General features: G+C 69.4%; 23 protein-coding genes. 7 read left to right on the top strand and 16 right to left on the bottom strand.

From position 1 onward, the window contains the following. Positions 1 to 8 precede the first annotated feature (8 nt). The 3 genes from ACP4E5_RS27670 to ACP4E5_RS27660 all read right to left on the bottom strand — a co-directional run bounded on the left by ACP4E5_RS27670 (position 9) and on the right by ACP4E5_RS27660 (position 1604). Positions 9 to 401, bottom strand: coding sequence for a hypothetical protein (locus ACP4E5_RS27670; RefSeq protein WP_425833234.1), 393 nt, complete (start codon positions 399 to 401; stop codon positions 9 to 11). A 144-nt stretch (positions 402 to 545) separates the two neighbouring features. Then, positions 546 to 1289 carry a ribonuclease PH gene (gene rph / locus ACP4E5_RS27665; protein ID WP_425833232.1) on the bottom strand — a complete coding sequence of 248 codons (744 nt, stop codon included), beginning with the start codon at positions 1287 to 1289 and terminating at the stop codon, positions 546 to 548. Between the two features lie 81 nt (positions 1290 to 1370). Beyond that, positions 1371 to 1604 (bottom strand): PTS sugar transporter subunit IIB, encoded by a 234-nt coding sequence (locus tag ACP4E5_RS27660; RefSeq protein WP_306322340.1) that lies wholly within the window; start codon positions 1602 to 1604, stop codon positions 1371 to 1373. Positions 1605 to 1794: 190 nt separating this feature from the next. On the opposite strand from ACP4E5_RS27660, the gene ACP4E5_RS27655 reads away from it, so the two are divergent. Together ACP4E5_RS27655 and ACP4E5_RS27650 are read left to right on the top strand one after the other, a co-directional pair. Then, entirely contained in the window at positions 1795 to 3078 is a 1284-nt protein-coding gene (locus tag ACP4E5_RS27655) for a PTS transporter subunit EIIC (RefSeq protein ID WP_425833230.1), read from the top strand. 154 nt (positions 3079 to 3232) lie between these two features. Then, the gene (locus tag ACP4E5_RS27650) at positions 3233 to 4483 is read left to right on the top strand and encodes a PTS transporter subunit EIIC (protein WP_425833228.1); all 1251 of its coding nucleotides are present in this window, start codon (positions 3233 to 3235) and stop codon (positions 4481 to 4483) included. 75 nt (positions 4484 to 4558) lie between these two features. Here ACP4E5_RS27650 and ACP4E5_RS27645 read toward each other — a convergent pair whose 3' ends face one another. Next, the gene (locus tag ACP4E5_RS27645) at positions 4559 to 5311 is read right to left on the bottom strand and encodes an MBL fold metallo-hydrolase (RefSeq protein WP_425833226.1); all 753 of its coding nucleotides are present in this window, start codon (positions 5309 to 5311) and stop codon (positions 4559 to 4561) included. Positions 5312 to 5534: 223 nt separating this feature from the next. On the opposite strand from ACP4E5_RS27645, the gene ACP4E5_RS27640 reads away from it, so the two are divergent. Beyond that, positions 5535 to 6029, top strand: coding sequence for a type II toxin-antitoxin system PemK/MazF family toxin (locus ACP4E5_RS27640; RefSeq protein ID WP_425833224.1), 495 nt, complete (start codon positions 5535 to 5537; stop codon positions 6027 to 6029). Positions 6030 to 6119: 90 nt separating this feature from the next. Here ACP4E5_RS27640 and ACP4E5_RS27635 read toward each other — a convergent pair whose 3' ends face one another. From ACP4E5_RS27635 to clpS, 7 genes are all read right to left on the bottom strand, one after another. Continuing rightward, positions 6120 to 7070 carry a PLP-dependent cysteine synthase family protein gene (locus ACP4E5_RS27635; protein WP_425833222.1) on the bottom strand — a complete coding sequence of 317 codons (951 nt, stop codon included), beginning with the start codon at positions 7068 to 7070 and terminating at the stop codon, positions 6120 to 6122. Positions 7071 to 7077: 7 nt separating this feature from the next. Continuing rightward, entirely contained in the window at positions 7078 to 7356 is a 279-nt protein-coding gene (locus ACP4E5_RS27630; RefSeq protein ID WP_425833220.1) for a MoaD/ThiS family protein, read from the bottom strand. A gap of 123 nt (positions 7357 to 7479) precedes the next feature. Next, the gene (locus ACP4E5_RS27625; RefSeq protein WP_323179532.1) at positions 7480 to 7581 is read right to left on the bottom strand and encodes a putative leader peptide; all 102 of its coding nucleotides are present in this window, start codon (positions 7579 to 7581) and stop codon (positions 7480 to 7482) included. A 101-nt stretch (positions 7582 to 7682) separates the two neighbouring features. Then, complete coding sequence (locus ACP4E5_RS27620; protein WP_425833217.1) at positions 7683 to 8099, bottom strand: M67 family metallopeptidase; 417 nt, start codon at positions 8097 to 8099, stop codon at positions 7683 to 7685. 87 nt (positions 8100 to 8186) lie between these two features. Further along, positions 8187 to 9623 carry an amino acid permease gene (locus ACP4E5_RS27615; RefSeq protein WP_425833215.1) on the bottom strand — a complete coding sequence of 479 codons (1437 nt, stop codon included), beginning with the start codon at positions 9621 to 9623 and terminating at the stop codon, positions 8187 to 8189. 333 nt (positions 9624 to 9956) lie between these two features. Continuing rightward, positions 9957 to 10562: a DUF2017 domain-containing protein gene (locus ACP4E5_RS27610; protein WP_425833213.1), complete on the bottom strand. Its 606-nt coding sequence runs from the start codon at positions 10560 to 10562 to the stop codon at positions 9957 to 9959. Positions 10563 to 10572: 10 nt separating this feature from the next. After that, a complete protein-coding gene (gene clpS / locus ACP4E5_RS27605) occupies positions 10573 to 10890 on the bottom strand; it encodes an ATP-dependent Clp protease adapter ClpS (RefSeq protein WP_327663126.1) in 318 nt (105 codons plus the stop codon). A gap of 80 nt (positions 10891 to 10970) precedes the next feature. Here clpS and ACP4E5_RS27600 point away from each other — a divergent pair, with 80 nt between their 5' ends. Together ACP4E5_RS27600 and ACP4E5_RS27595 are read left to right on the top strand one after the other, a co-directional pair. After that, positions 10971 to 12299 carry a nicotinate phosphoribosyltransferase gene (locus tag ACP4E5_RS27600; RefSeq protein WP_425833211.1) on the top strand — a complete coding sequence of 443 codons (1329 nt, stop codon included), beginning with the start codon at positions 10971 to 10973 and terminating at the stop codon, positions 12297 to 12299. 92 nt (positions 12300 to 12391) lie between these two features. Beyond that, positions 12392 to 12982: an isochorismatase family protein gene (locus ACP4E5_RS27595; protein ID WP_425833209.1), complete on the top strand. Its 591-nt coding sequence runs from the start codon at positions 12392 to 12394 to the stop codon at positions 12980 to 12982. Between the two features lie 107 nt (positions 12983 to 13089). On the opposite strand, the gene ACP4E5_RS27590 is transcribed toward ACP4E5_RS27595, so the two are convergent. After that, a complete protein-coding gene (locus ACP4E5_RS27590; RefSeq protein ID WP_425833207.1) occupies positions 13090 to 13410 on the bottom strand; it encodes a hypothetical protein in 321 nt (106 codons plus the stop codon). Between the two features lie 121 nt (positions 13411 to 13531). Next, positions 13532 to 15943 carry an immune inhibitor A domain-containing protein gene (locus ACP4E5_RS27585; protein ID WP_425833205.1) on the bottom strand — a complete coding sequence of 804 codons (2412 nt, stop codon included), beginning with the start codon at positions 15941 to 15943 and terminating at the stop codon, positions 13532 to 13534. Positions 15944 to 16258: 315 nt separating this feature from the next. Here ACP4E5_RS27585 and ACP4E5_RS27580 point away from each other — a divergent pair, with 315 nt between their 5' ends. Next, positions 16259 to 16591, top strand: coding sequence for a hypothetical protein (locus ACP4E5_RS27580; RefSeq protein ID WP_425833203.1), 333 nt, complete (start codon positions 16259 to 16261; stop codon positions 16589 to 16591). 36 nt (positions 16592 to 16627) lie between these two features. Here ACP4E5_RS27580 and ACP4E5_RS27575 read toward each other — a convergent pair whose 3' ends face one another. Further along, a complete protein-coding gene (locus ACP4E5_RS27575; RefSeq protein ID WP_425833201.1) occupies positions 16628 to 17284 on the bottom strand; it encodes an RDD family protein in 657 nt (218 codons plus the stop codon). A 66-nt stretch (positions 17285 to 17350) separates the two neighbouring features. Continuing rightward, positions 17351 to 18862, bottom strand: a complete 1512-nt coding sequence (locus ACP4E5_RS27570; RefSeq protein WP_425833200.1) for an RDD family protein — start codon at positions 18860 to 18862, stop codon at positions 17351 to 17353. Positions 18863 to 19094: 232 nt separating this feature from the next. On the opposite strand from ACP4E5_RS27570, the gene ACP4E5_RS27565 reads away from it, so the two are divergent. After that, positions 19095 to 19574, top strand: coding sequence for an SsgA family sporulation/cell division regulator (locus ACP4E5_RS27565; protein WP_425833198.1), 480 nt, complete (start codon positions 19095 to 19097; stop codon positions 19572 to 19574). A gap of 22 nt (positions 19575 to 19596) precedes the next feature. On the opposite strand, the gene ACP4E5_RS27560 is transcribed toward ACP4E5_RS27565, so the two are convergent. Then, a complete protein-coding gene (locus tag ACP4E5_RS27560) occupies positions 19597 to 19791 on the bottom strand; it encodes a hypothetical protein (protein WP_425833196.1) in 195 nt (64 codons plus the stop codon). Positions 19792 to 19871: the final 80 nt, after the last annotated feature.

Raw genomic sequence — 19871 nt, 5'->3', positions numbered from 1 at the left:
GAGCGGCGCTACGACGACGTGCAGACCTTCGTCAGCTCGCCCGCGGAGTCGGTGACCGGGGTGACGTCCGGGGCCTCGTCGCCGTTCTTGATCGACGTACGGACGTTGTCCACCGCCTTGTTGAGGTCGTCGACGGCCTTCGAGACATCGGCGTTGTCGGTCTTGTCGCCGATGTCGCCGAGGTTCTTGTCGATCTTGTCGAGGGACTCGTCCGCCTGCGTCGGGTCGTTGGACGCGTTCTCCACGGCCTGCTGGAGGTCGGTCACGCTGTCGGCGATGGAGTCGGCGGTGCGGGCACAGTCGAGTGCCTTGTCGACGGCCGAGCAGCCGACGGTGACCGGTATCGCGACGAGGGCCGCGGTGGCGGCCAGTATGGCGAGACGTCGGTGGCGCGCGGGCATGGAAGGGTCCTCCCCTGGAGTACGGACGGCTGGACGGCGGTTGATGTCGCGTGCCGTCCACCCACCCGTAGTGACGCAGTCGATGGCTGTGCGGTTGCTGTGCCCGGCCACCCTGCTTGGGGAGTTCTTTACCTCCGCGAGCAGTTATCCGAGGGTCTCCTCCAGTGCCTTCCGCTGGATCGCGGCGAGCTCGTCGCAGCCCGAAACGGCAAGGTCCAGAAGGGCGTTGAGCTCGTCGCGGGCGAAGGGCTCGGCCTCGGCGGTGCCCTGGATCTCGACGAAGCGGCCGTCGCCGGTGCACACGACGTTCATGTCGGTGTCGGCGCGCACGTCCTCCTCGTACGGGAGGTCGAGCATCGGGACGCCGTCGATGATGCCGACGGAGACGGCGCTCACGGTGCCGGTCAGCGGCTTGCGGCCGGCCTTGATGAGCTTCTTGCCCTGCGCCCAGGAGATGGCGTCGGCGAGGGCCACGTACGCGCCGGTGATGGCGGCCGTGCGGGTGCCGCCGTCGGCCTGGAGGACGTCGCAGTCGAGGACGATGGTGTTCTCGCCGAGGGCCTTGTAGTCGATGACGGCGCGCAGCGAGCGGCCGATCAGGCGGCTGATCTCGTGCGTGCGCCCGCCGATCTTGCCGCGGACGGCCTCGCGGTCGCCGCGGGTGTTCGTGGAGCGCGGGAGCATCGAGTACTCGGCGGTGACCCAGCCCTCTCCGCTGCCCTTGCGCCAGCGCGGGACGCCCTCGGTGAAGGAGGCGGTGCAGAAGACCTTGGTGTCTCCGAAGGAGACGAGGACGGAGCCTTCGGCGTGCTTGCTCCAGCCGCGTTCGATGGTGATCGGGCGGAGCTGTTCGGGGGTGCGGCCGTCGATGCGAGGCGTTGCAGACATAGCTGTGAGCGTATCGGGTGCGCCGAAGGCCCCACTCTCCGCGTAGGAGGGCGGGGCCTTCGCGCGCGTGGCCTCAGTGGGTCACATCATGTCTTCGATGTCGGCGGCGATGGGGTCCGCGTCGGTGCCGATGACGACCTGGATCGCGGTGCCCATCTTGACGACGCCGTGGGCGCCGGCGGCCTTGAGCGCGGCCTCGTCGACCAGGCTCGGGTCGGAGACCTCGGTACGCAGGCGGGTGATACAGCCCTCGACCTCTTCGATGTTGTCGAGTCCGCCGAGGCCGGCGACGATCTTCTCAGCCTTCGTGGCCATTTCGTTCTCCCTGTGTTCTCCGGGCCCGCCTTTGGGCCGCTTTGTCACGGTAACCCACGGTTGGCCCATCTTCGCGGGCGGTAACCCCACCCGTGACGAAAGATGACGAGCACGGACCGACCCGTCCCCGCAACTGGTCTACACCAGTATCCAACGACCGCCAAACGTGGCTTGTTCCGGGAGGACGCCCATGAGCTCGAACGCTGCCGCCGCACCGCGGCCGAGTCCCTGGAGCAGCTTCTTCCAGGGGCTCCAGAAGATGGGGCGCAGCCTTCAACTGCCCATCGCCGTGCTCCCGGCGGCGGGCATCGTCAACCGTCTCGGCCAGCCCGACGTCTTCGGCGACGACGGCCTCGGCTGGACCAATGTCGCCAAGGTCTTCTCGGGCGCGGGCGGCGCGCTGCTCGACGCGGACCTCGGTCTGCCGCTGCTCTTCTGCATCGGTGTCGCGATCGGCATGGCCAAGAAGGCGGACGGTTCGACGGCTCTGGCGGCGGTGGCGGGCTTCCTCGTCTACCGGGGCGTGCTGCACCAGTTCCCGATCGACTGCCCGTCCGGGTCGAAGACGGTGGCGACGGGCTGTCTGGCGGACGGGGCGGTGACCGCCGCGACGTACCAGAACCCGGGCGTGTTCGGCGGCATCATCATGGGCTTCCTGGCCTCGTTCTTCTGGGTCCGCTACCACCGTACGAAGCTGGTCTCCTGGCTCGGCTTCTTCAACGGCCGCCGGCTCGTCCCGATCATCATGGCCTTCGTCGGCATCGTCTTCGCCGCGCTGTGCCTGTGGATCTGGCCCGCGATCGGCAGCGGCCTGGAGAGCTTCTCGAACTGGTTGGAGAGCCTCGGCGCCGTCGGGTCCGGCATCTTCGGTGTCGCCAACCGCGCGCTGCTCGTGATCGGCCTGCACCAGTTCCTCAACGTTCCGCTGTGGTTCCAGTTCGGCTCGTACACGAAGCCCGACGGCACGACCGTGCACGGCGACATCAACATGTTCCTGAGCGGCGACCCGAGCGCGGGCATCTACCAGTCGGGCTTCTTCCCGATCATGATGTTCGCCCTCCCGGCGGCCTGCCTTGCGATCGTCCACTGCGCGCGGCCCGAGCGGCGCAAGGTGGTCGCGGGCATGATGCTGTCGCTCGCGCTGACCTCGTTCGTCACCGGCATCACCGAGCCGATCGAGTACTCCTTCGTCTTCATCGCGCCGGCGCTGTACGCGGTGCACGCGGTCCTGACCGGTGTGTCGATGGCGGTGACCTGGGCGCTCGGCGTCAAGGACGGCTTCAGCTTCTCCGCGGGTCTGATCGACTACCTGATCAACTGGAACCTGGCCACCAAGCCATGGATGATCATCCTGATCGGCCTCGCCTTCGCCGTCCTCTATTACGTGATCTTCCGTTTCGCGATCACGAAGTGGGACATCAAGACACCGGGTCGCGAGCCCGAGGAAGAAGTCGAGGACATCACCAAGGCATAACGCTTTTCGGCTCCTCCGCGATGGGCCCCCGGACCACTCGGTCCGGGGGCCCATTGCCGTGGGAATCGAGGGTTCCTTATCCCGCCTTCACCGTGCTACAACAGGTCTACACCACTGAGTGGTGTAGACCATCTGCTTTTCATGGAGGAAGTTGATGAGCACCGCCAGCGCTACGGCGGCCCCCGCGAAGAAGCGGGGTTCCGGCCTGTTCCAGGGCCTCCAAAAGGTGGGCCGCAGCCTGCAGTTGCCGATCGCGGTGCTTCCGGCCGCCGGCATCATGGTGCGGCTCGGCCAGGACGACATCTTCGGCAAGGACGGCCTCGGCTGGGACAAGGTCGCCGCGGTCTTCAACAACGCGGGCAGCGCCCTGACCGGCAGCCTCCCGATCCTGTTCTGCATAGGCGTGGCCATCGGCTTCGCCAAGAAGTCCGATGGCTCGACGGCGCTCGCCGCCGTCGTCGGATTCCTCGTCTACAGCAAGGTCCTCGAGGCCTTCCCGGTCACCGAGGCGGTGATCAAGAAGGGCGAGGACGTCGCCGCGACGTACAACGACCCCGGTGTCCTCGGCGGCATCATCATGGGGCTGCTCGCCGCCGTGCTGTGGCAGCGGTTCCACCGCACCAAGCTCGTCGACTGGCTCGGCTTCTTCAACGGCCGCCGGCTCGTCCCGATCATCATGGCCTTCGTCGGCATCGTCGTCGGCGTCTTCTTCGGCCTGGTCTGGGAGCCCATCGGCAACGGCATCTCCAGCTTCGGCGAGTGGATGACCGGCCTCGGCTCCGGCGGCGCGGCCCTCTTCGGTGGCGTCAACCGCGCGCTGATCCCGATCGGCATGCACCAGTTCGTGAACACCGTCGCCTGGTTCCAGCTCGGCGACTTCACCAACGCCGCGGGCGACGTCGTGCACGGCGACATCCCGCGCTTCCTCGCCGGTGACCCCACGGCCGGCATGTTCCAGTCCGGCTTCTTCCCGATCATGATGTTCGGCCTGCCGGCCGCCGCGATCGCCATGGCGCACTGTGCGCGCCCCGAGCGCCGCAAGGCCGTGATGGGCATGATGGTCTCGCTCGCGCTGACCTCGTTCGTCACCGGTGTGACCGAGCCGATCGAGTTCTCCTTCATGTTCATCGCGCCGGTCCTGTACGTGCTGCACGCGGTGCTCACCGCCGTATCGATGGCGGTCACCTGGGCGCTCGGTGTGCACGCCGGCTTCAACTTCTCGGCCGGGTTCATCGACTACGCGCTGAACTGGACCCACGCCACCAAGCCATGGATGATCATCCCGATCGGCCTGGTCTTCGCGGCGATCTACTACGTGACGTTCCGGTTCGCGATCGTCAAGTTCAACCTCACTACCCCGGGCCGCGAGCCCGAGGAGGAGATCGAGGACCTCACGAAGGCGTGAGCCTCACCGGCACGGTATGACGAAGGCCCCGGAACCCGATGGCGGGTTCCGGGGCCTTCGCACATCCGGGCGGGCTCAGACCGTGTACGTCACTCCCGGCGCCGCCAGCTCGACCGGTCCGTCGTACACCGCGCGCGCGTCCGCGAGGTTCACCTGCGGGTCGGTCCACGGCGGGATGTGGGTCAGGATCAGCCTGCGGGCGTCCGCGCGCTGCGCCGACTCCCCCGCCTCCCGGCCGTTGAGGTGCAGCGCCGGGATGTTCTCCTTGCCGTGCGTGAACGCGGCCTCGCACAGGAACAGGTCGCTGTCCTGGGCCAGTTCGTCCAGCGCGGCGCACGGCCCGGTGTCCCCGGAGTACGTCAGGGAGCGCCCGCCGTGCTCGACCCGGATCGCGTACGACTCCACGGGGTGGCACACCTTCTCCATGCGGACGGAGAAGGGCCCGATCTCGTACGAGCCCGGCTTCACGGTGTGGAAGTCGAAGACCTCGCTGAACGCGGAGGCCGAGGGCGTGTCGGCGTGCGCGGTGGTCAGGCGCTGCTCGGTGCCCTCGGGGCCGTAGACCGGCATGGGGTCGCAACGGCCGCCGTCGTGGCGGTAGTAGCGCACGACGAAGTACGCGCACATGTCGATGCAGTGGTCCGCGTGCAGATGCGAAAGGAAGATCGCGTCGAGGTCGTAGAGACCGACGTGGCGCTGCAGCTCGCCCAGGGCGCCATTGCCCATGTCGAGGAGCAGCCGGTAGCCGTCGGCCTCGACGAGGTAGCTCGAGCAGGCCGAATCCGCGGACGGGAACGACCCCGAGCAGCCGACGACGGTGAGCTTCATAAGAGCCTTCAACCTCCGCGCTGGCGGTCGGAAAAGCGGGGTGGAGCGATGGGCCGGGAGCCGGGGCACAGCCCCAAGGGGGTCAGTCGAGCGTAAGGCGCAAAAGGGCGGGTGGCTCCTCCGTCACGGGCTGTTGTGGGCGAACTCACCTGCGCTGTCACCGGTTCGGAGGGCTTCGGGGCCGCGGAAGCACCCCGCGCGTCGCCCCGGTACCGTCATGCCTATGGACACGTCCTGGTGGCTCGCGCTCGCTGCCGTCGTGCTGCTCGCGCTCGTCGCGACGCTGGTCGACGGGTGGGGTCGCGGCACGCGTCATCGCCGCCGGGACCGGCACGTTCCGCGCAGTGCGCACGCGCGGGGCCCGGAGCCGGGCGACATCTGGTGGGCGCTGGTGCCGTACGAGGACGGGCCGGAGTCAAAGGGGCCGCGCGGAGCGCGTCGGGTAGGGCGGCGGCGGGTGACGGGTGGGAAGGACCGGCCGTGCCTGGTGCTTTCGGTGCGGCGGGGGGTGGCGACGGTCGCCAAGATCACGAGCCGCTATCACGACGAGCGGCCGGGGGTCATCGCGTTGCCGCCGGGGTCCGTGGGGGACGCGCGGGGGCGGGCGAGCTTCCTGGAGACGGATGAGCTCCGCACGGTGCCGGTGAGTGACTTCCGCCGTCCGGCGGGGGTGATCGATCCGGGGTTGTGGGATCAGGTGCGGCATCTGGGTACGTAGATCGACCACAAATAAGCCCCTCCGGCGATTGAGGAGCGGGGTCCGGGGCGGAGCCCCGAGTCCTCAACCACGGAGGGGCTTAAAAACGACCTAGGCCCACAACTGGCCGTGCAACACCTCGATCGCCTCTTCCGTGGTGGCGGCCGTGTAGACCCCGGTGGAGAGGTACTTCCACCCGCCGTCGGCGACGACGAACACGATGTCCGCGGACTCCCCCGCCTTCACCGCCTTCTTGCCCACGCCGATCGCGGCATGCAGCGCCGCACCCGTGGAGATGCCCGCGAAGATGCCCTCCTGGCGGAGGAGGTCACGCGTGCGGGTCACCGCGTCGGCCGAGCCGACGGAGAACCGGGTCGTGAGCACCGACGCGTCGTACAGCTCGGGGACGAAGCCCTCGTCGAGGTTCCGCAGCCCGTAGACGAGGTCGTCGTAGCGCGGCTCCGCTGCGACGATCTTGACGTCGGGCTTGTGCTCGCGCAGGTAGCGGCCGACGCCCATGAGCGTGCCCGTGGTGCCGAGCCCCGCCACGAAGTGCGTGACGGACGGGAGGTCGGCGAGGATCTCCGGGCCGGTCGTGGCGTAGTGCGCGCCCGCGTTGTCCGGGTTGCCGTACTGGTAGAGCATCACCCAGTCCGGGTGCTGCTCGGCGAGCTCCTTGGCGATGCGGACCGCCGTGTTGGAGCCGCCCGCGGCCGGCGAGGGGATGATCTCGGCGCCCCACATGGCGAGCAGCTCGCGGCGCTCCTGCGAGGTGTTCTCCGGCATGACGCAGACGATGTTGTAGCCCTTGAGGCGGGCGGCCATCGCGAGCGAGATGCCGGTGTTGCCGGAGGTGGGTTCGAGGATGGTGTCCCCGGCCTTGATCCGGCCTTCCTTCTCGGCCTGTTCGATCATGTGGAGCGCGGGGCGGTCCTTGATCGAGCCGGTCGGGTTGCGGTCCTCCAGCTTCGCCCAGATCCGCACGTCGTCGGAGAGCGAGAGCCGCGGCAGGCGCACCAGGGGCGTGTTGCCGACCGCGGCCAGCGGGCTGTCGTAGCGCATTGCCCGCTCAGCGCATTCCGCCGGCGACGGCCGGCAGGATCGTGATGCTGTCGCCGTCGGCGAGCTTGGTGTCGATGCCGTCGAGGAAGCGGACGTCCTCGTCGTTCAGGTAGACGTTCACGAAGCGGCGCAGCTGGCCCTTGTCCACGATGCGGTCGGCGATGCCCGCGTGCCGGGTGTCCAGGTCGGCGAAGAGCGCGCCGAGGTTGTCACCGCTGCCTTCGACGGCCTTCGCGCCGTCGGTGTAGGTGCGGAGGATGGTCGGGATGCGGACCTCGATGGCCATGCTGGGCTCCTGTCGGGAGTCGGAAGTCGTATGGGTGAGCGCGCCGGGGCGCGGGCGTTTCCGGTCAGGTGCGTGGGTGGCGGGAGCCGCGGCGGGCCCGCGGCGGGCGCCCGGCGGTCCGGCTCAGCGCGGACAGATGGCGCTGGCGAGGCGGCACAGGTCGACGTGCAGCCGCGCCACGAGCAGCATGCCCGGCGTCTTTTCGCTCACGTCGTGGGAAACCATGGGCTCATCGTATCGATTCCCGGTCCGGATCCCGGAGTGTGATCTCACCATGCGGTCGAAATGCGTCCGGTGGCTGAGAACTGCATGGTCGGAGCCGCCGTTCAGGCGGTGATCTCGACCTCTTCCTCGGTGATCTCGCCCTCGACGATGCGGTACGAGCGGAACTGGAAGGGGCCCGCGTCGTCCGTGTCGGCGGTGGAGACGAGCACGTAGTGCGCGTTCGGCTCGTTCGCGTACGTGACGTCGGTGCGCGAGGGGTACGCCTCGGTGGCCGTGTGCGAGTGGTAGATGACCACCGGCTCCTCGTCGCGGTCGTCCATCTCGCGGTACAGCTTCAGCAGGTCACCGGAGTCGAACTCGTAGAACGTGGGCGAGCGGGCGGCGTTCAGCATCGGGATGAAGCGCTCGGGGCGGCCCTCGCCGACCGGCCCCGCGATGACGCCGCAGGCCTCGTCGGGGTGGTCCTTGCGGGCGTGCTCGACGATCTGGTCGACCAGGGACTGGGAAATCTTCAACATGCGGCCAGCATAAGCAAATGGGCCTCCCCGTACCGGAGTGCGGTACAGGGAGGCCCACCTGGTGAGACGCCAGTGAGACGCGGTGCGTCAGCCGCGCTTCGCGAAGGCGGCGCTCTCCGGGTTGCGCTTCTTCAGGAAGAAGTACGAGACACCCAGGATCGCGGCCCACACCGGAGCGGCGTACAGGGAGACGCGCGCGTCGGGGTCGATGCCCATCAGGACGATGACCATGAAGATGAACGCGAGCGCGAGGCCGCTGACCCAGACGCCCCACGGCGCGCGGAACTCGGACTTCGGGAGCTCGCCGCGGTCGGACTTGAGGCGGTAGCGGATCTGGCAGATCAGGATGATGATCCAGGCCCACATGCCGGAGATGGTGGCGAAGGAGACGACGTAGTTGAACGCCTCGCCCGGCCACTGGTAGTTGATCCAGACGCCGACCAGCATCATCACGGCGGAGAACGTGGTGCCGGTGACCGGCAGGCCGTTCCTGCTCAGCTTGGTGAAGATCTGCGGACCCTGGCCGTTCTGCGCGAGGTCGCGCAGCATGCGGCCGGTGGAGTACATGCCCGAGTTGCAGGAGGACAGGGCGGCCGTCAGCACGACGAAGTTGACGATGGCGGCGCCGACGCCCAGGCCCATCTTGTCGAAGGCGTGCACGAAGGGGCTCTCGCCGGCCTTGAAGGAGGTCCACGGCACGACCGAGAGGATCATGATCAGGGCGCCGACGTAGAAGACGGCGATGCGCCACGGCACGGTGTTGATCGCCTTCGGCAGGACCTTCTTGGCGTCCTTGGCCTCGCCCGCGGTGACGCCGACGAGCTCGACCGCGAGGAACGCGAACATCACCATCTGCAGGGTCATCAGCGTCGAGCCGATGCCGTTCTCGCCGGCGAAGAAGCCGCCGAGGTCCCACAGGTGCGAGATGGAGGCGGTGTCACCGGCGTCGGAGAAGCCGATGGTGAGGATGCCGGCGCAGATCAGGATCATGCCGATGATGGCGGTGACCTTGACGGTGGAGAACCAGAACTCCAGCTCACCGAAGAGCTTCACGGAGATCAGGTTGGCGCCGTAGAGGATGACGGTGAAGACGAGTGCGGACACCCATTGCGGGATGTCCCACCAGTACGTCATATAGGTGGCCGCCGCGGTGACCTCGGTCATGCCGGTGATGACCCAGAAGAGCCAGTACGTCCAGCCGGTCGCGAAGCCCGCGAAGGGGCCGATGAACTCGCGCGCGTACTCCGAGAAGGAGCCGGACACGGGGCGGTACATGAGGAGCTCGCCGAGAGCCCGCATGATGCAGAAGATGACCACGCCGGCGACCGCGTACGCCAGGATCAGGCTGGGCCCCGCCTTGGAGATGCCCTTGCCCGCGCCGAGAAAGAGGCCGGTCCCGATGGCGCCGCCGATGGCGATCATCTGGATCTGGCGGGCCCCGAGTCCTCGCTTGTAGCCCTCGTCGGACTCGGCCTGCGCGGCCTCATTGCCGTCGTGATGCTCGTCGACCTGCACTGAGGTCATGATGTGCGCCTTTCTCCATGCCGATCCGTGCCGTACTCGGCTCGGATCGACTGTGACGATCCTTTGGGGACTGGGCCCCTGGATGGATGGAGCTTGTGCCTACCGGCGGTCGGCCGGTCGGGGCGCCCTCTGACAGGACAGGGGTGGCGTCCGTCAGGTGGTCGTGAAGATTTATCACGGCGTTCACCGGGGTCGGCCGGGACGCGTGTGGCGTACGCCACCAGCAAAACAGGACAAAGCAAATCACCGTGCCGCAATGTGGGTGGGTGCGGTGACGGGATCGTTATACGGATTTGAGGACCCGCTGAGCGAACAGCACAACCTGACCGACGGTCAGGCCGTCAGGGTCTCGACGAGGGTCTCCTGGAGCCCGCCGAGCCACAGGTACGCCATCACCATCGGCTTGCGCGCGTCGTCGTCGGGGAGCCGGTAGAGGAGGTCCGTGTCCTCCTCGTCGGTGATGTCGAGGCGGGTGCCGATCGCGAGGCGGAGATCGTTGAGCGCCCGCATCCACTGGATGGACTCGTCCTGGGACAGCTTGAGGACCGCGCCGCCGTCGCCCGCCGCGCTGAGCGTGTCGAGCGTGCGGATCACCGCGAGGGCGTCCTCGCGCTTGCCGGCCCGCAGATCGTTCTCGGTGAAGCGGCGGAACTCCGAGGAGTGGGCGCGCAGCTCGTCGGCGTCCTCGAAGCTCTCGCCCTCGGCGCCCGGGCCGCCGTACGCGTCGGGGAAGAGGCGGCGCAGCACCGCGTCGGAGGGCGGTTCGCTCGGCCCCTCGGCGAAGAGTTCCGCGAGCGGGTCGTCGTTCACCTCGCCGCCGGGGCCCGGCCCGATCAGCTCGAGGAGCTGGACCGCCAGCGAGCGGATGATGGAGATCTCGATGTCGTCGAGGGCGACGGCCGCGCCGCCGCCGGGGATCGGTTCGAAATGTCCTGGCATCGGGATGCTGCTACTTCCGATCCTGTTGAAGCGTGGCCCACAGGCCGTACCCGTGCATCGCCTGCACGTCGCGTTCCATCTCCTCGCGGGAACCGCTGGAGACGACGGCCCGGCCCTTCTGGTGCACGTCCATCATGAGTTTGGTGGCCTTGTCCTTGGAGTACCCGAAGTACGTCTGGAAGACGTACGTCACGTAACTCATGAGGTTCACCGGATCGTTGTGGACGAGCGTGATCCAGGGGACGTCCGGCTCGGGGACGACGGACGCGTCCTCCGTCGTCTCGGGCCTTTCGATCTCAAGGGGTGCTGGAGCCGTCACAGGGCCCATGCTGCCACCACCACCCGCCCCACGCACAAACGGACGCAGAAATCGTCACCCTGACGTTAATCGGGGGTAGCATCCGTCGTATGAACACAGCGGACCTTGGCCTGCCGGTGGACGTTCCGTCGACAGCGCTCTTCACCGACCACTACGAGCTGACGATGCTGCAGGCGGCCCTGCGCGCGGGCACCGCCGACCGGCACTCGGTCTTCGAGGTCTTCACCCGGCGCCTGCCCGAGGGCCGCCGCTACGGCGTGGTCGCGGGCACCGGACGCGTCCTGGACGCCGTCGAGAACTTCCGCTTCGACGCGGCCGTGCTCGACTTCCTGCGCGAGCGCGACGTCGTCGACGAGCCGACGCTCCAGTGGCTCGCGGACTACCGCTTCTCCGGCGACATCTGGGGCTACCCCGAGGGCGAGGTCTACTTCCCCGGCTCCCCCGTGCTGCGCGTCGAGGGCTCCTTCGCCGAGTGCGTGCTCCTGGAGACGGTGATCCTCTCGATCCTCAACCACGACTCGGCGATCGCCGCCGCGGCGTCCCGGATGTCCTCGGCCGCGGGCGACCGGCCGCTGATCGAGATGGGCGCGCGCCGCACGCACGAGCTGGCCGCCGTGGCCGCCTCGCGCGCCGCGTACGTGGGCGGGTTCGCGACGACCTCGGACCTGGCCGCCGGGTTCCGGTACGGGATCCCGACCGTCGGCACCAGCGCGCACGCCTTCACGCTGATCCACGACTCCGAGCGGGACGCGTTCCGCGCCCAGGTCGACTCCCTGGGCAAGGGGACGACGCTGCTCGTGGACACGTACGACGTGCAGGAGGCGGTCGCGACGGCCGTCGAGATCGCGGGGCCCGAGCTGGGCGCCGTGCGGATCGACTCCGGCGACCTGCTGCTCGTCGCGCACCGGGTGCGCCAGCAGCTGGACGATCTCGGCGCCGAGAACACCAAGATCGTCGTCACCTCCGACCTCGACGAGTACGCCATCGCCTCGCTCGCCGCCTCGCCCGTGGACGCGTACGGGGTGGGCACGCAGCTGGTGACCGGGTCCGGGCATCCGACCTGCTCGATGGTCTACAAGCTGGTCGCGCGCGCCGAGTCCGCCGATCCGAAGGCGCCGCTGGTGCCCGTGGCGAAGAAGTCGGCGGGCGGGAAGACGTCGATCGGCGGCCGCAAGTGGGCCGCGCGCCGGCCGGACGCGGACGGCGTCGCGGAGGCCGAGGTCGTCGGCACGGGGACGGTCCCGGCGGACCTTGCCGACCGGCAGCTCCTCGTCGAGCTGGTCAAGGGCGGCGAGGTGGTGTCCCGTGAGCCGCTCGACGCGGTGCGCGAGCGGCACATCGCGGCGCGCGACCTGCTGCCGCTGTCGGCCACCCAGCTGTCCAGGGGCGAGCCCGTCATCCCGACCGAGTACGTCTGAGGCGGGCCGCCCCCGCGACTGCCCTCATGCCCTCTCCCGCAACGCACCCGAAGCTTCTACGCTCATAGTCTCCAAGCAGAAGGACAGCAATCATGCGTCGCGCCCTGATCGTCGTGGATGTGCAGAACGACTTCTGCGAGGGCGGCAGCCTCGCGGTGGCGGGGGGTGCCGATGTCGCTGCCGCGATCACCGACCTCGTCGGGCAGGCCGGCGGTGGCGGCTATCAGCACGTCGTCGCCACGCGTGACCATCACATCGACCCCGGTGAGCACTTCTCGGAGACGCCGGACTTCGTGCGCAGCTGGCCGCGGCACTGTGTCGCGGGGACCGAGGGCGTGGGCTTCCACCCGAACTTCGCCCCCGCGGTCGCCTCCGGCGCGATCGACGCGGTGTTCGACAAGGGGGCGTACTCGGCGGCGTACAGCGGGTTCGAGGGGGCGGACGAGAACGGGGTGCCGCTGGCGGAGTGGCTGCGCCAGCGGGAGGTGTCCGAGGTGGACGTGGTCGGGATCGCCACGGATCACTGCGTTCGCGCCACCGGGCTCGATGCGGTGCGGGCCGGGTTCCGGACGAAGGTGCTGCTCGATCTGACGGCCGGGGTCGCGGCGGCCTCTACCGAGGCGGCGCTCGATGAGCTGCGCTCGGCAGGGGTGGAACTCAGCGGGAAGCCCGTCGTGGCCTAGGTCGCGGGGCTCTGCCCCGGACCCCGCTCCTCAAGCGCCGGCGGGGCTTGATTGGCTCGATCGCCGCCGGGGCTGAAAGATCGGGGCTCCGCCCCGGACCCCGCGCCTCAAGCGCCGGAGGGGCTGGTTCGCAGCAGTGCGCGGATCGGGTGCCAGAGTTCGCCCGATCTCGTGTCCGGCGCCGCGCGCCAGAGCAGGCCGTCCGGGTGGTGGAGGACCGCCGTTATCTCGTCCGGGGTCGGCGGCTGGGCGTTGCCCCTGAGGTAGACCGCGCGCAGGCCCAGGTTGCGCAGGCGGGTCAGGGCCCGGGGGCGGTTCGCGGCGTGCACCAGGACCCGTACGGCGCCGTCGGCGGAGCCGGGCGCGGGCAGGGTCAGAGCGACGACCACGGTGCCTCCCGGCAGCTTGCAGAACCCTCCTGCGGACATGACTGTCACACCCCCGTGAGACGTAGTGTCAATAAGGAACTCACAGGACGCACCTAAGCACGCCCGGCCGCGACCCCGCTAGAGGGTCGCGGCCGATACGCTTCTGACCTGCGGTTTTGCCCTACTTCTTGGCCGAGGGGCCCACCTTGATCGTCATCGAGGAGCCGTCGAGCGGCTGGCCCACGATGCTGATCTTGGTGTTGGTGTCAGTTGTGCGCACGCTTCCCGTGGGGTTCTCCGCGTACCAGTACGTGCCCTTGTGATCGTCGAAGGCCGGGACGCCGGCCTGCGCGGGGATCCGGGTCTCGGCGCCCAGCTTGTGGAGCGTCATGCCGGGGACCGGGTAACGGCCGAAGGCGGCGTCGTACGGCGTGATCTTGTTGGTGATCAGCTTGCCGTCGGACCACTTCAGCGGCTTCGCGTGCGCGTCGACCGGAAGGATCAGCCCCTTGCCGGGGTGCTGGCCGACGTTGTTGTCGCGCTGCGAGGTGTCCCACTGCCAGACCATGAGGCCGGGACGGTACGCGTAGTGCTCGACCCAGTTCTGCTTCGCCCCGCCGTCGCGCCAGCCGAAGTTGTACGGGCCGGACTTGAGGGTCTTGTCGTACGAGACGTACTGGCGGTTCTCTGCGAGGTAGAACTGCGGGTAGTCGCCGGAGACCGAGGCGCCGACGCGGGAGAAGCCGCGCGTGGTCCAACCGGACTGCTCCGTCTCGGCGTTGTCCGTGAAGAGCGCGGCGCCGTCCGCCTTGACCGTGAAGTTGTCGAAGGCGAAGCCCATTTGGGCCACTCCCCCGTCGGTCTTGTAGCGGAAGCGGACGTCGATCTTCTTGCCCGCGTAGGCGTCGAGCGGGTAACTCAGGTGCTGGTACTTGCCGTTGGTGCCCGTGAGGGCCGGCTTGTCGCCGCCGTCGCGCGGGATGGGCGAGCCGTCGGCGGTGCCGTCGATGGTCTGCCAGCTCGCGCCGCCGTCGGTGGACACCTGCGTGTAGAGGTAGTCGTAGTCCTTCTCGATGTCGTACCAGCCGTCGAGTTCGAGGGATCCCGATGCCTTGCCGGTCAGGTCCACCGTGCGGCTGAGCGTGTTGTCGAGGTCGTCGCCGTAGTCCGACCACCACTGCTTGGCGCCCTCGGCGGGCTGCACGATGTTCGTGGTGACGTTCTTCTTCGGCAGTTCGACGACGAGCGCCTGCTTGAGCTTGGTGTTGTACTCCGAGACACCCAGCTTGTGCGTCGACTTGGTGGCGGCCTTCGCCTTGTCGTAGTTCAGCCAGCCGAGCTGGAGCTTGTCCCAGGCCGTCATGTCGCCCGGCATGTCGCCGATGGCGTCCTTGCCGGTGCCGAGCCAGGAGCCCGCCGACATCAGCGACCAGAAGCCCACCGAGTTCTCGCCGGTGTACGTCGTGTCGTACAGGTCGGGCAGGCCCAGGTCGTGGGCGTACTCGTGGGCGAAGACGCCGAGGCCGCCGTTCTCCGGCTGCATCGTGTAGTCGCCGATCCAGATGCCGGTGTCGCCGATCGGGGTGCCGCCCGCCTTGAAGCCGGAGGGGCCGGTGTCGCCGTCGTCGCGGCTGAAGGCGTAACCGCGGTGCGCCCACAGGGAGTCGCCGCCCTGCGCGCCGCCGCCCGCCGAGCCGTCCTCGCCCGCGTGGACGATCTGGAAGTGGTCGATGTAGCCGTCGGGCTCGTTGAAGTTGCCGTCGTTGTCGTGGTCCGTGCGGTCCCACTGGTCGTACTGGGCCATGTCGGCCTTGATGTCGGCGTCCGACTTGCCGGCCGCCTTCTGCTGCGCGACCCACGCGTTGACGCCGTCGCGGACCAGGTCCTCGACGTTCGGGCAGTTGTCGGCGCCGCAGTAGTTGGAGCCGTAACGGGCCTCGTTGTAGTCGACCTTGACCCAGTCGGAGACCTCGCCCTCGACCGAGTAGCGGCCCGATGAGGTCTTCTCGTAATAGGTCTTGAGGGAGTCGGCGCCCTTGCCGGAGGCGGTCTTGCCGTCGCCGAAGTAAAGGTCCTTGTAGTGCTGCGAGTTGTAGTCCTTCTGCCAGGCCGTGCTGTTGTCCTTGGCACGGTCCGGCTCGGCTATCCGGTTGTGCAGCGGGCCCGGCGTGCCGCCGTACTTGGGCTTCAGCTCGTCGGTGTCGTCGTCCGCACGGTCGACGAGGGTGGTGTTGTCGACCTTGTCGCCGAACTCGGTCAGGATCGTGAAGATCTTGTCCGTCCGCTCGCGGCCCAGCTCGACGTACTTGCCCTTCGACAGCTCCACGACCTTGGAGCCGTGCTTCTCCTGGACCTTCGACGAGCCCTGGAGCACCTGCTGGAGCGCGGCCTGCCGCTGCTTCTCCTGCTGCTTGCTGAACGGGCCGTCGAAGACGTGCCCCTTGCCCCCGTACGTCTTTCCGTCGGCGGTCGCGCTCGTCGCGGCCGGGGTGTCGGCCTGAGCGGTGGTCGCCGCGAGCGAGCCCGTGGCCGCGGTGGCGGCGAGGGTCGCGAGCACGGCGACCGATCTCAACGCCCGTCTCTTGGTGGTCACTTGAGTGATCCCCTCCTCCGTGGCATGGGAGCCACGCGTCACAAGTGACGTCATTTGACCGGAAGTAGAGGAGAAATAACAGACCTTGACTGAGACGTTCGCATTGCACTATGCAGAGCGTCCGGTTCGGAATCCGGACGCGTCGAGGGTGGCCGTATTCAACGGCAACAGGCGCGCCGCACCGTCCACTTGGTGGACCCGGTGACTCCGTGCGCCCCCCATGCTCCGGCAGCATTGCTTAGGGCATGCTTACCGAGGGCCCGGCTCGGGCACAGGTCCGAATAGTCCCCCGATGTCACGAGGACGGATCTCACCATGCCTCGCCCGACTGTCGCTCAGCTCGCCTACGGTTCGGCCACCGTCGTCTGCTCCACGATCGCCATGGTCCTGCTGTCCCAGACGGATTCGGGCCCCGGCATCCCCGTCATCGCCGTCTCGGCGCTCATCCTGGGCCTGTTCGTGGCGATGTCGGTACCGACCCGCAAGCGGGAGACCGCCGCAGGGGCGGCCGCCGCGGAGGAGCGGGTGCCGGCCCAGCGCCTCAGCAGCACGCTCCCCTCCCCCACTTCTCCCTCATCCCCCTCTTCCCCCGCCCCCTCTTCGGCCTCGGCCGAGGCCTCGCGCGCACGCGAACCGGCGGGCCCGTGAGGCACGGACCCGCCGGTTCGTCGGTCTGGGGTTCGGTCAGGCGGTGCTGACCACCACGGTCTTCGCCGCCTTGTCGTGCAGGCCCTGCTTGTAGGGCTTGTCGAAGAAGCTCCAGCCGCCGCTGATCGCCGTCCAGATGCAGGCGCAGCAGAACACGGCGGGCACCCACAGGACGACCGCGCGCAGCAGGTTGGTCTGCATGCTGGGCGTCGCGCCGTCGCTCAGGTTGGCGACGCGCAGCTTCAGCCACTTCTTGCCGAGCGTCTGGCCGGTCTTCGCCATCATGAGCGTGTCGTAGCCGACGTAGAGGATGGCCCCGATCAGCGACTGCGCGAGCCGCTTGCCCGCGTCCATGTCGCCGGTGTCGATGTCGTACTGGCCGACCCCGAAGAGCCACGACAGCAGGCCCACGACGATCGCGATGAGGATGATGTCGATGATCCGCGCGAGGACGCGCTTGCCGCTGTCGGCGAGCGGCGGCATCCCCGCGAGCGGGTCCGCGGCGCCGTAGCCGCCACCGTAGGGATCACCGCCGTACGGGGGCGGTGGCGGCGGGGGCGGGGGCGCCGAGTCGTAGGGGTTCTGGGGGTTGTCGTACGGCGAGCCGCCGCCCTGATCGCTGGGCGGCGGCTTACGGAACGGGTCGTCGTCCGGCGGCTGGCCGGACCCGGAGGGCGGCGGTTCGGTGCTCATGGCCCGAGTGGAACGCGAACCCCGGCGCCCTGCACGTGGCGGGCCGCCGTCCGGATGACCCGGCCGTCAGTCGGCCGCGACGAACGTGCGCGCCACCTTGTCGTGCAGGCACTGGCGCCACGGGCGGTCGAAGGCTCCCCACAGGACGCCGAGGACGCCCACGACGAGGACGCCGGGCACGCTGTAGGCGAGCCAGCGCTTGAGGGCCGAGACGAACGTCGGCGACTCGTGCTCCTCGATGTCACGGACCGTCAGGCCGAGCAGCTTCTTGCCGAGGGTGTGGCCCCACTTCGACGTCGGCAGCGCCTCGTAGAGCGTGCCGGCCACGAGCAGCACCGCGAGCACGATGCCCAGGTATGTGCCGGTCGTGCCGTCGAGCAGCCAGACCGTGACCTGGTGGCCCGAGGCCTTCGCCTCGTCGATCTTGCCGTTGATGTGGTCGGCGGCCTTGGTGCCGAGCGGCACGGCGACGGTCGCGGTGACCGCGCCGACGACGACCGAGTCGATGAGCCGGGCCGCGAACCGCTTGCCGAGACCGGCCGGGCGGGCCGCCGCGGCGGCCTGCGCCGCGGCGAGGAACGGGTCGCTGGCCACCGGCTTGAACGGCGCCACCGGAGCGTTCGGATCGGCCGCGGGCGCGGGCGCCTGGCCCTGGACCTGTCCCTGGCCCGCCAGTTGGTGGACCTGCTGCGGCCACGAAGGGGCGCCACCGCCGGGACCCTGCGTCATCGGGCTCTGGAGGTGCGCCTGCGCCTGGGGCGGCTGGTGCTGTTGCGGCTGCTGAGGCTGGTGCTGCTGCGGCTGCTGTTGCGGCACGTTCGGCTGCGCGGGGGCGGCCGGAGACTGCGGAGTGGGCTGCGGGTTGAGGCCCGCGCGGGCCTGCGCCTGGGACTGTCCCGGCGTGGTGGTTCCAGCCAGTCCGGCCTGCGCCGCCTGGCCCGCCTGCCCTGTCTGCCCCGCCTGCCCGTCCTGCTTCGGCAGCGCGCGGAACGCCATCGTGCCGTCGGCGGGGGCCGGCCGGCCTGCGCACGGCTGCTGCATCGCGCGGAGCTTGACCGTGCCGTCCGTGCGCTCGGGCGGCGCGGACGCCTCCGGGGCGGACTGCTCGGGGGTCTCGGCGTTCGGGTCCGAACCCCAGGAGACCCGATGGGCTTGCTCGGCGCCGAAGCCCGCCTGCCGGGAGGTGTTGGCCTGCCAGGCGGACGCGGGCTCGGGCTCGGGCGACGGCGACACGGGCCTGCCGTACGCGGGTGCGCCGTGTGCCGGTCCGCCGTGCGCGGGTCCCCCGTGTGCAAGTTGGTCCGAGGGCCCCATCTCCGTATGTACGGAGGGCTCCTCGTCGAGGAAGACGGGTCCGGTCTCCTCCGCGGGAGGGGGTTCGGACGCCGAGGTCGGGGCGGGGACGGCGCCCGCTCCGGGCGGGGCCGGGAGGGATTCTCCGTCGGAGGGGGCGGGGCGGCTGGTGCCCGGGACCCACGCAGCCCCGTTCCAGTACCGGACATATCCGGGAATGGACGGATCGGGGTAGTAGCCTTCGCGGGGCCTGTCGTCGCCGGGGGCCGGGGTTGGCGCACTCATGTCCGTCGTCCCGTATCTGCTCGGGGGTCTTGTTGTGGGTTCCACATCTATCAGACCGCCGCGCCCGCCCGTGCCGCTCCGCCGTTACGGACCACTTTCCGGGGAACGTGACGCCCGCGCCGGGACGCGGAGAAATATCTTCGTCGAACTCGCGTAACGCAACCGGCAGATCGTGCTCTCACCTTCCAACGGGCCCGCTCCGGACCCGTACGACGGAGAGGAAACGCACGACATGCACACCGTGGTGGAACGCGAACTGGAACTGAAGCTCGTGCTCTCGCCGGAGCGGAGCATCCCCGTCCCGGCCCGGCTGACCTACCGCACCGAAGACCCCTACGCCGTCCACATCACGTTCCACATCGGCTCGCACCACCCCGTCAACTGGACGTTCGCCCGCGAGCTGCTCGTGGAGGGCGTGTTCCGGCCGTGCGGGCACGGGGACGTGCGGGTGTGGCCGACGAAGGTGGACGGGCGCAGCGTGGTTCTGGTGGCGCTGAGTTCGCCGGACGGGGACGCGCTCCTGGAGGCGCCGACCGCGCAGGTCTCGGCCTGGCTGGAGCGGACGCTGCGGGCGGTTCCGCCGGGCACGGAGGCCGATCAGCTCGGCATCGACGACGCGCTCGCCGAACTGCTCACCCCGACCCCGGCCGCCGACGACCTGTACCTGTGCGACCCGTGGCCGGGCGACGAGTCGTCCTCCGAGGACCTGTGAGGGTTCCGGCACCGGGGCGCGGTCACTCGGAAGGTGTGCCCGGGTCCGACGTGCCGGTGAGGGAAACGCCGGCCGGGGCGGGGCCGGGGGCGGCGACCGCGGTGCCGACCGCGAGGCCGATGGAGGAGAGCGCGACGGCGGCGACGAGCACGGCGGCGGTCGTCCTGCGGCGGCGGGCGGACTTGTCGTGGTGGCGGCTGGCGTTGCTGGTGCTCATCGGCGGAACCTCATCGGGCTGCAGGATGCCGGCCGGCGCCCTGACGGCCGACCGTGGGACCCCTTCAGGGTCCCGCCGGA

Source organism: Streptomyces fractus (assembly GCF_049844455.1).
Lineage (GTDB): Bacteria > Actinomycetota > Actinomycetes > Streptomycetales > Streptomycetaceae > Streptomyces > Streptomyces fractus.
This window is presented reverse-complemented; position numbering and strand designations above follow the sequence as displayed.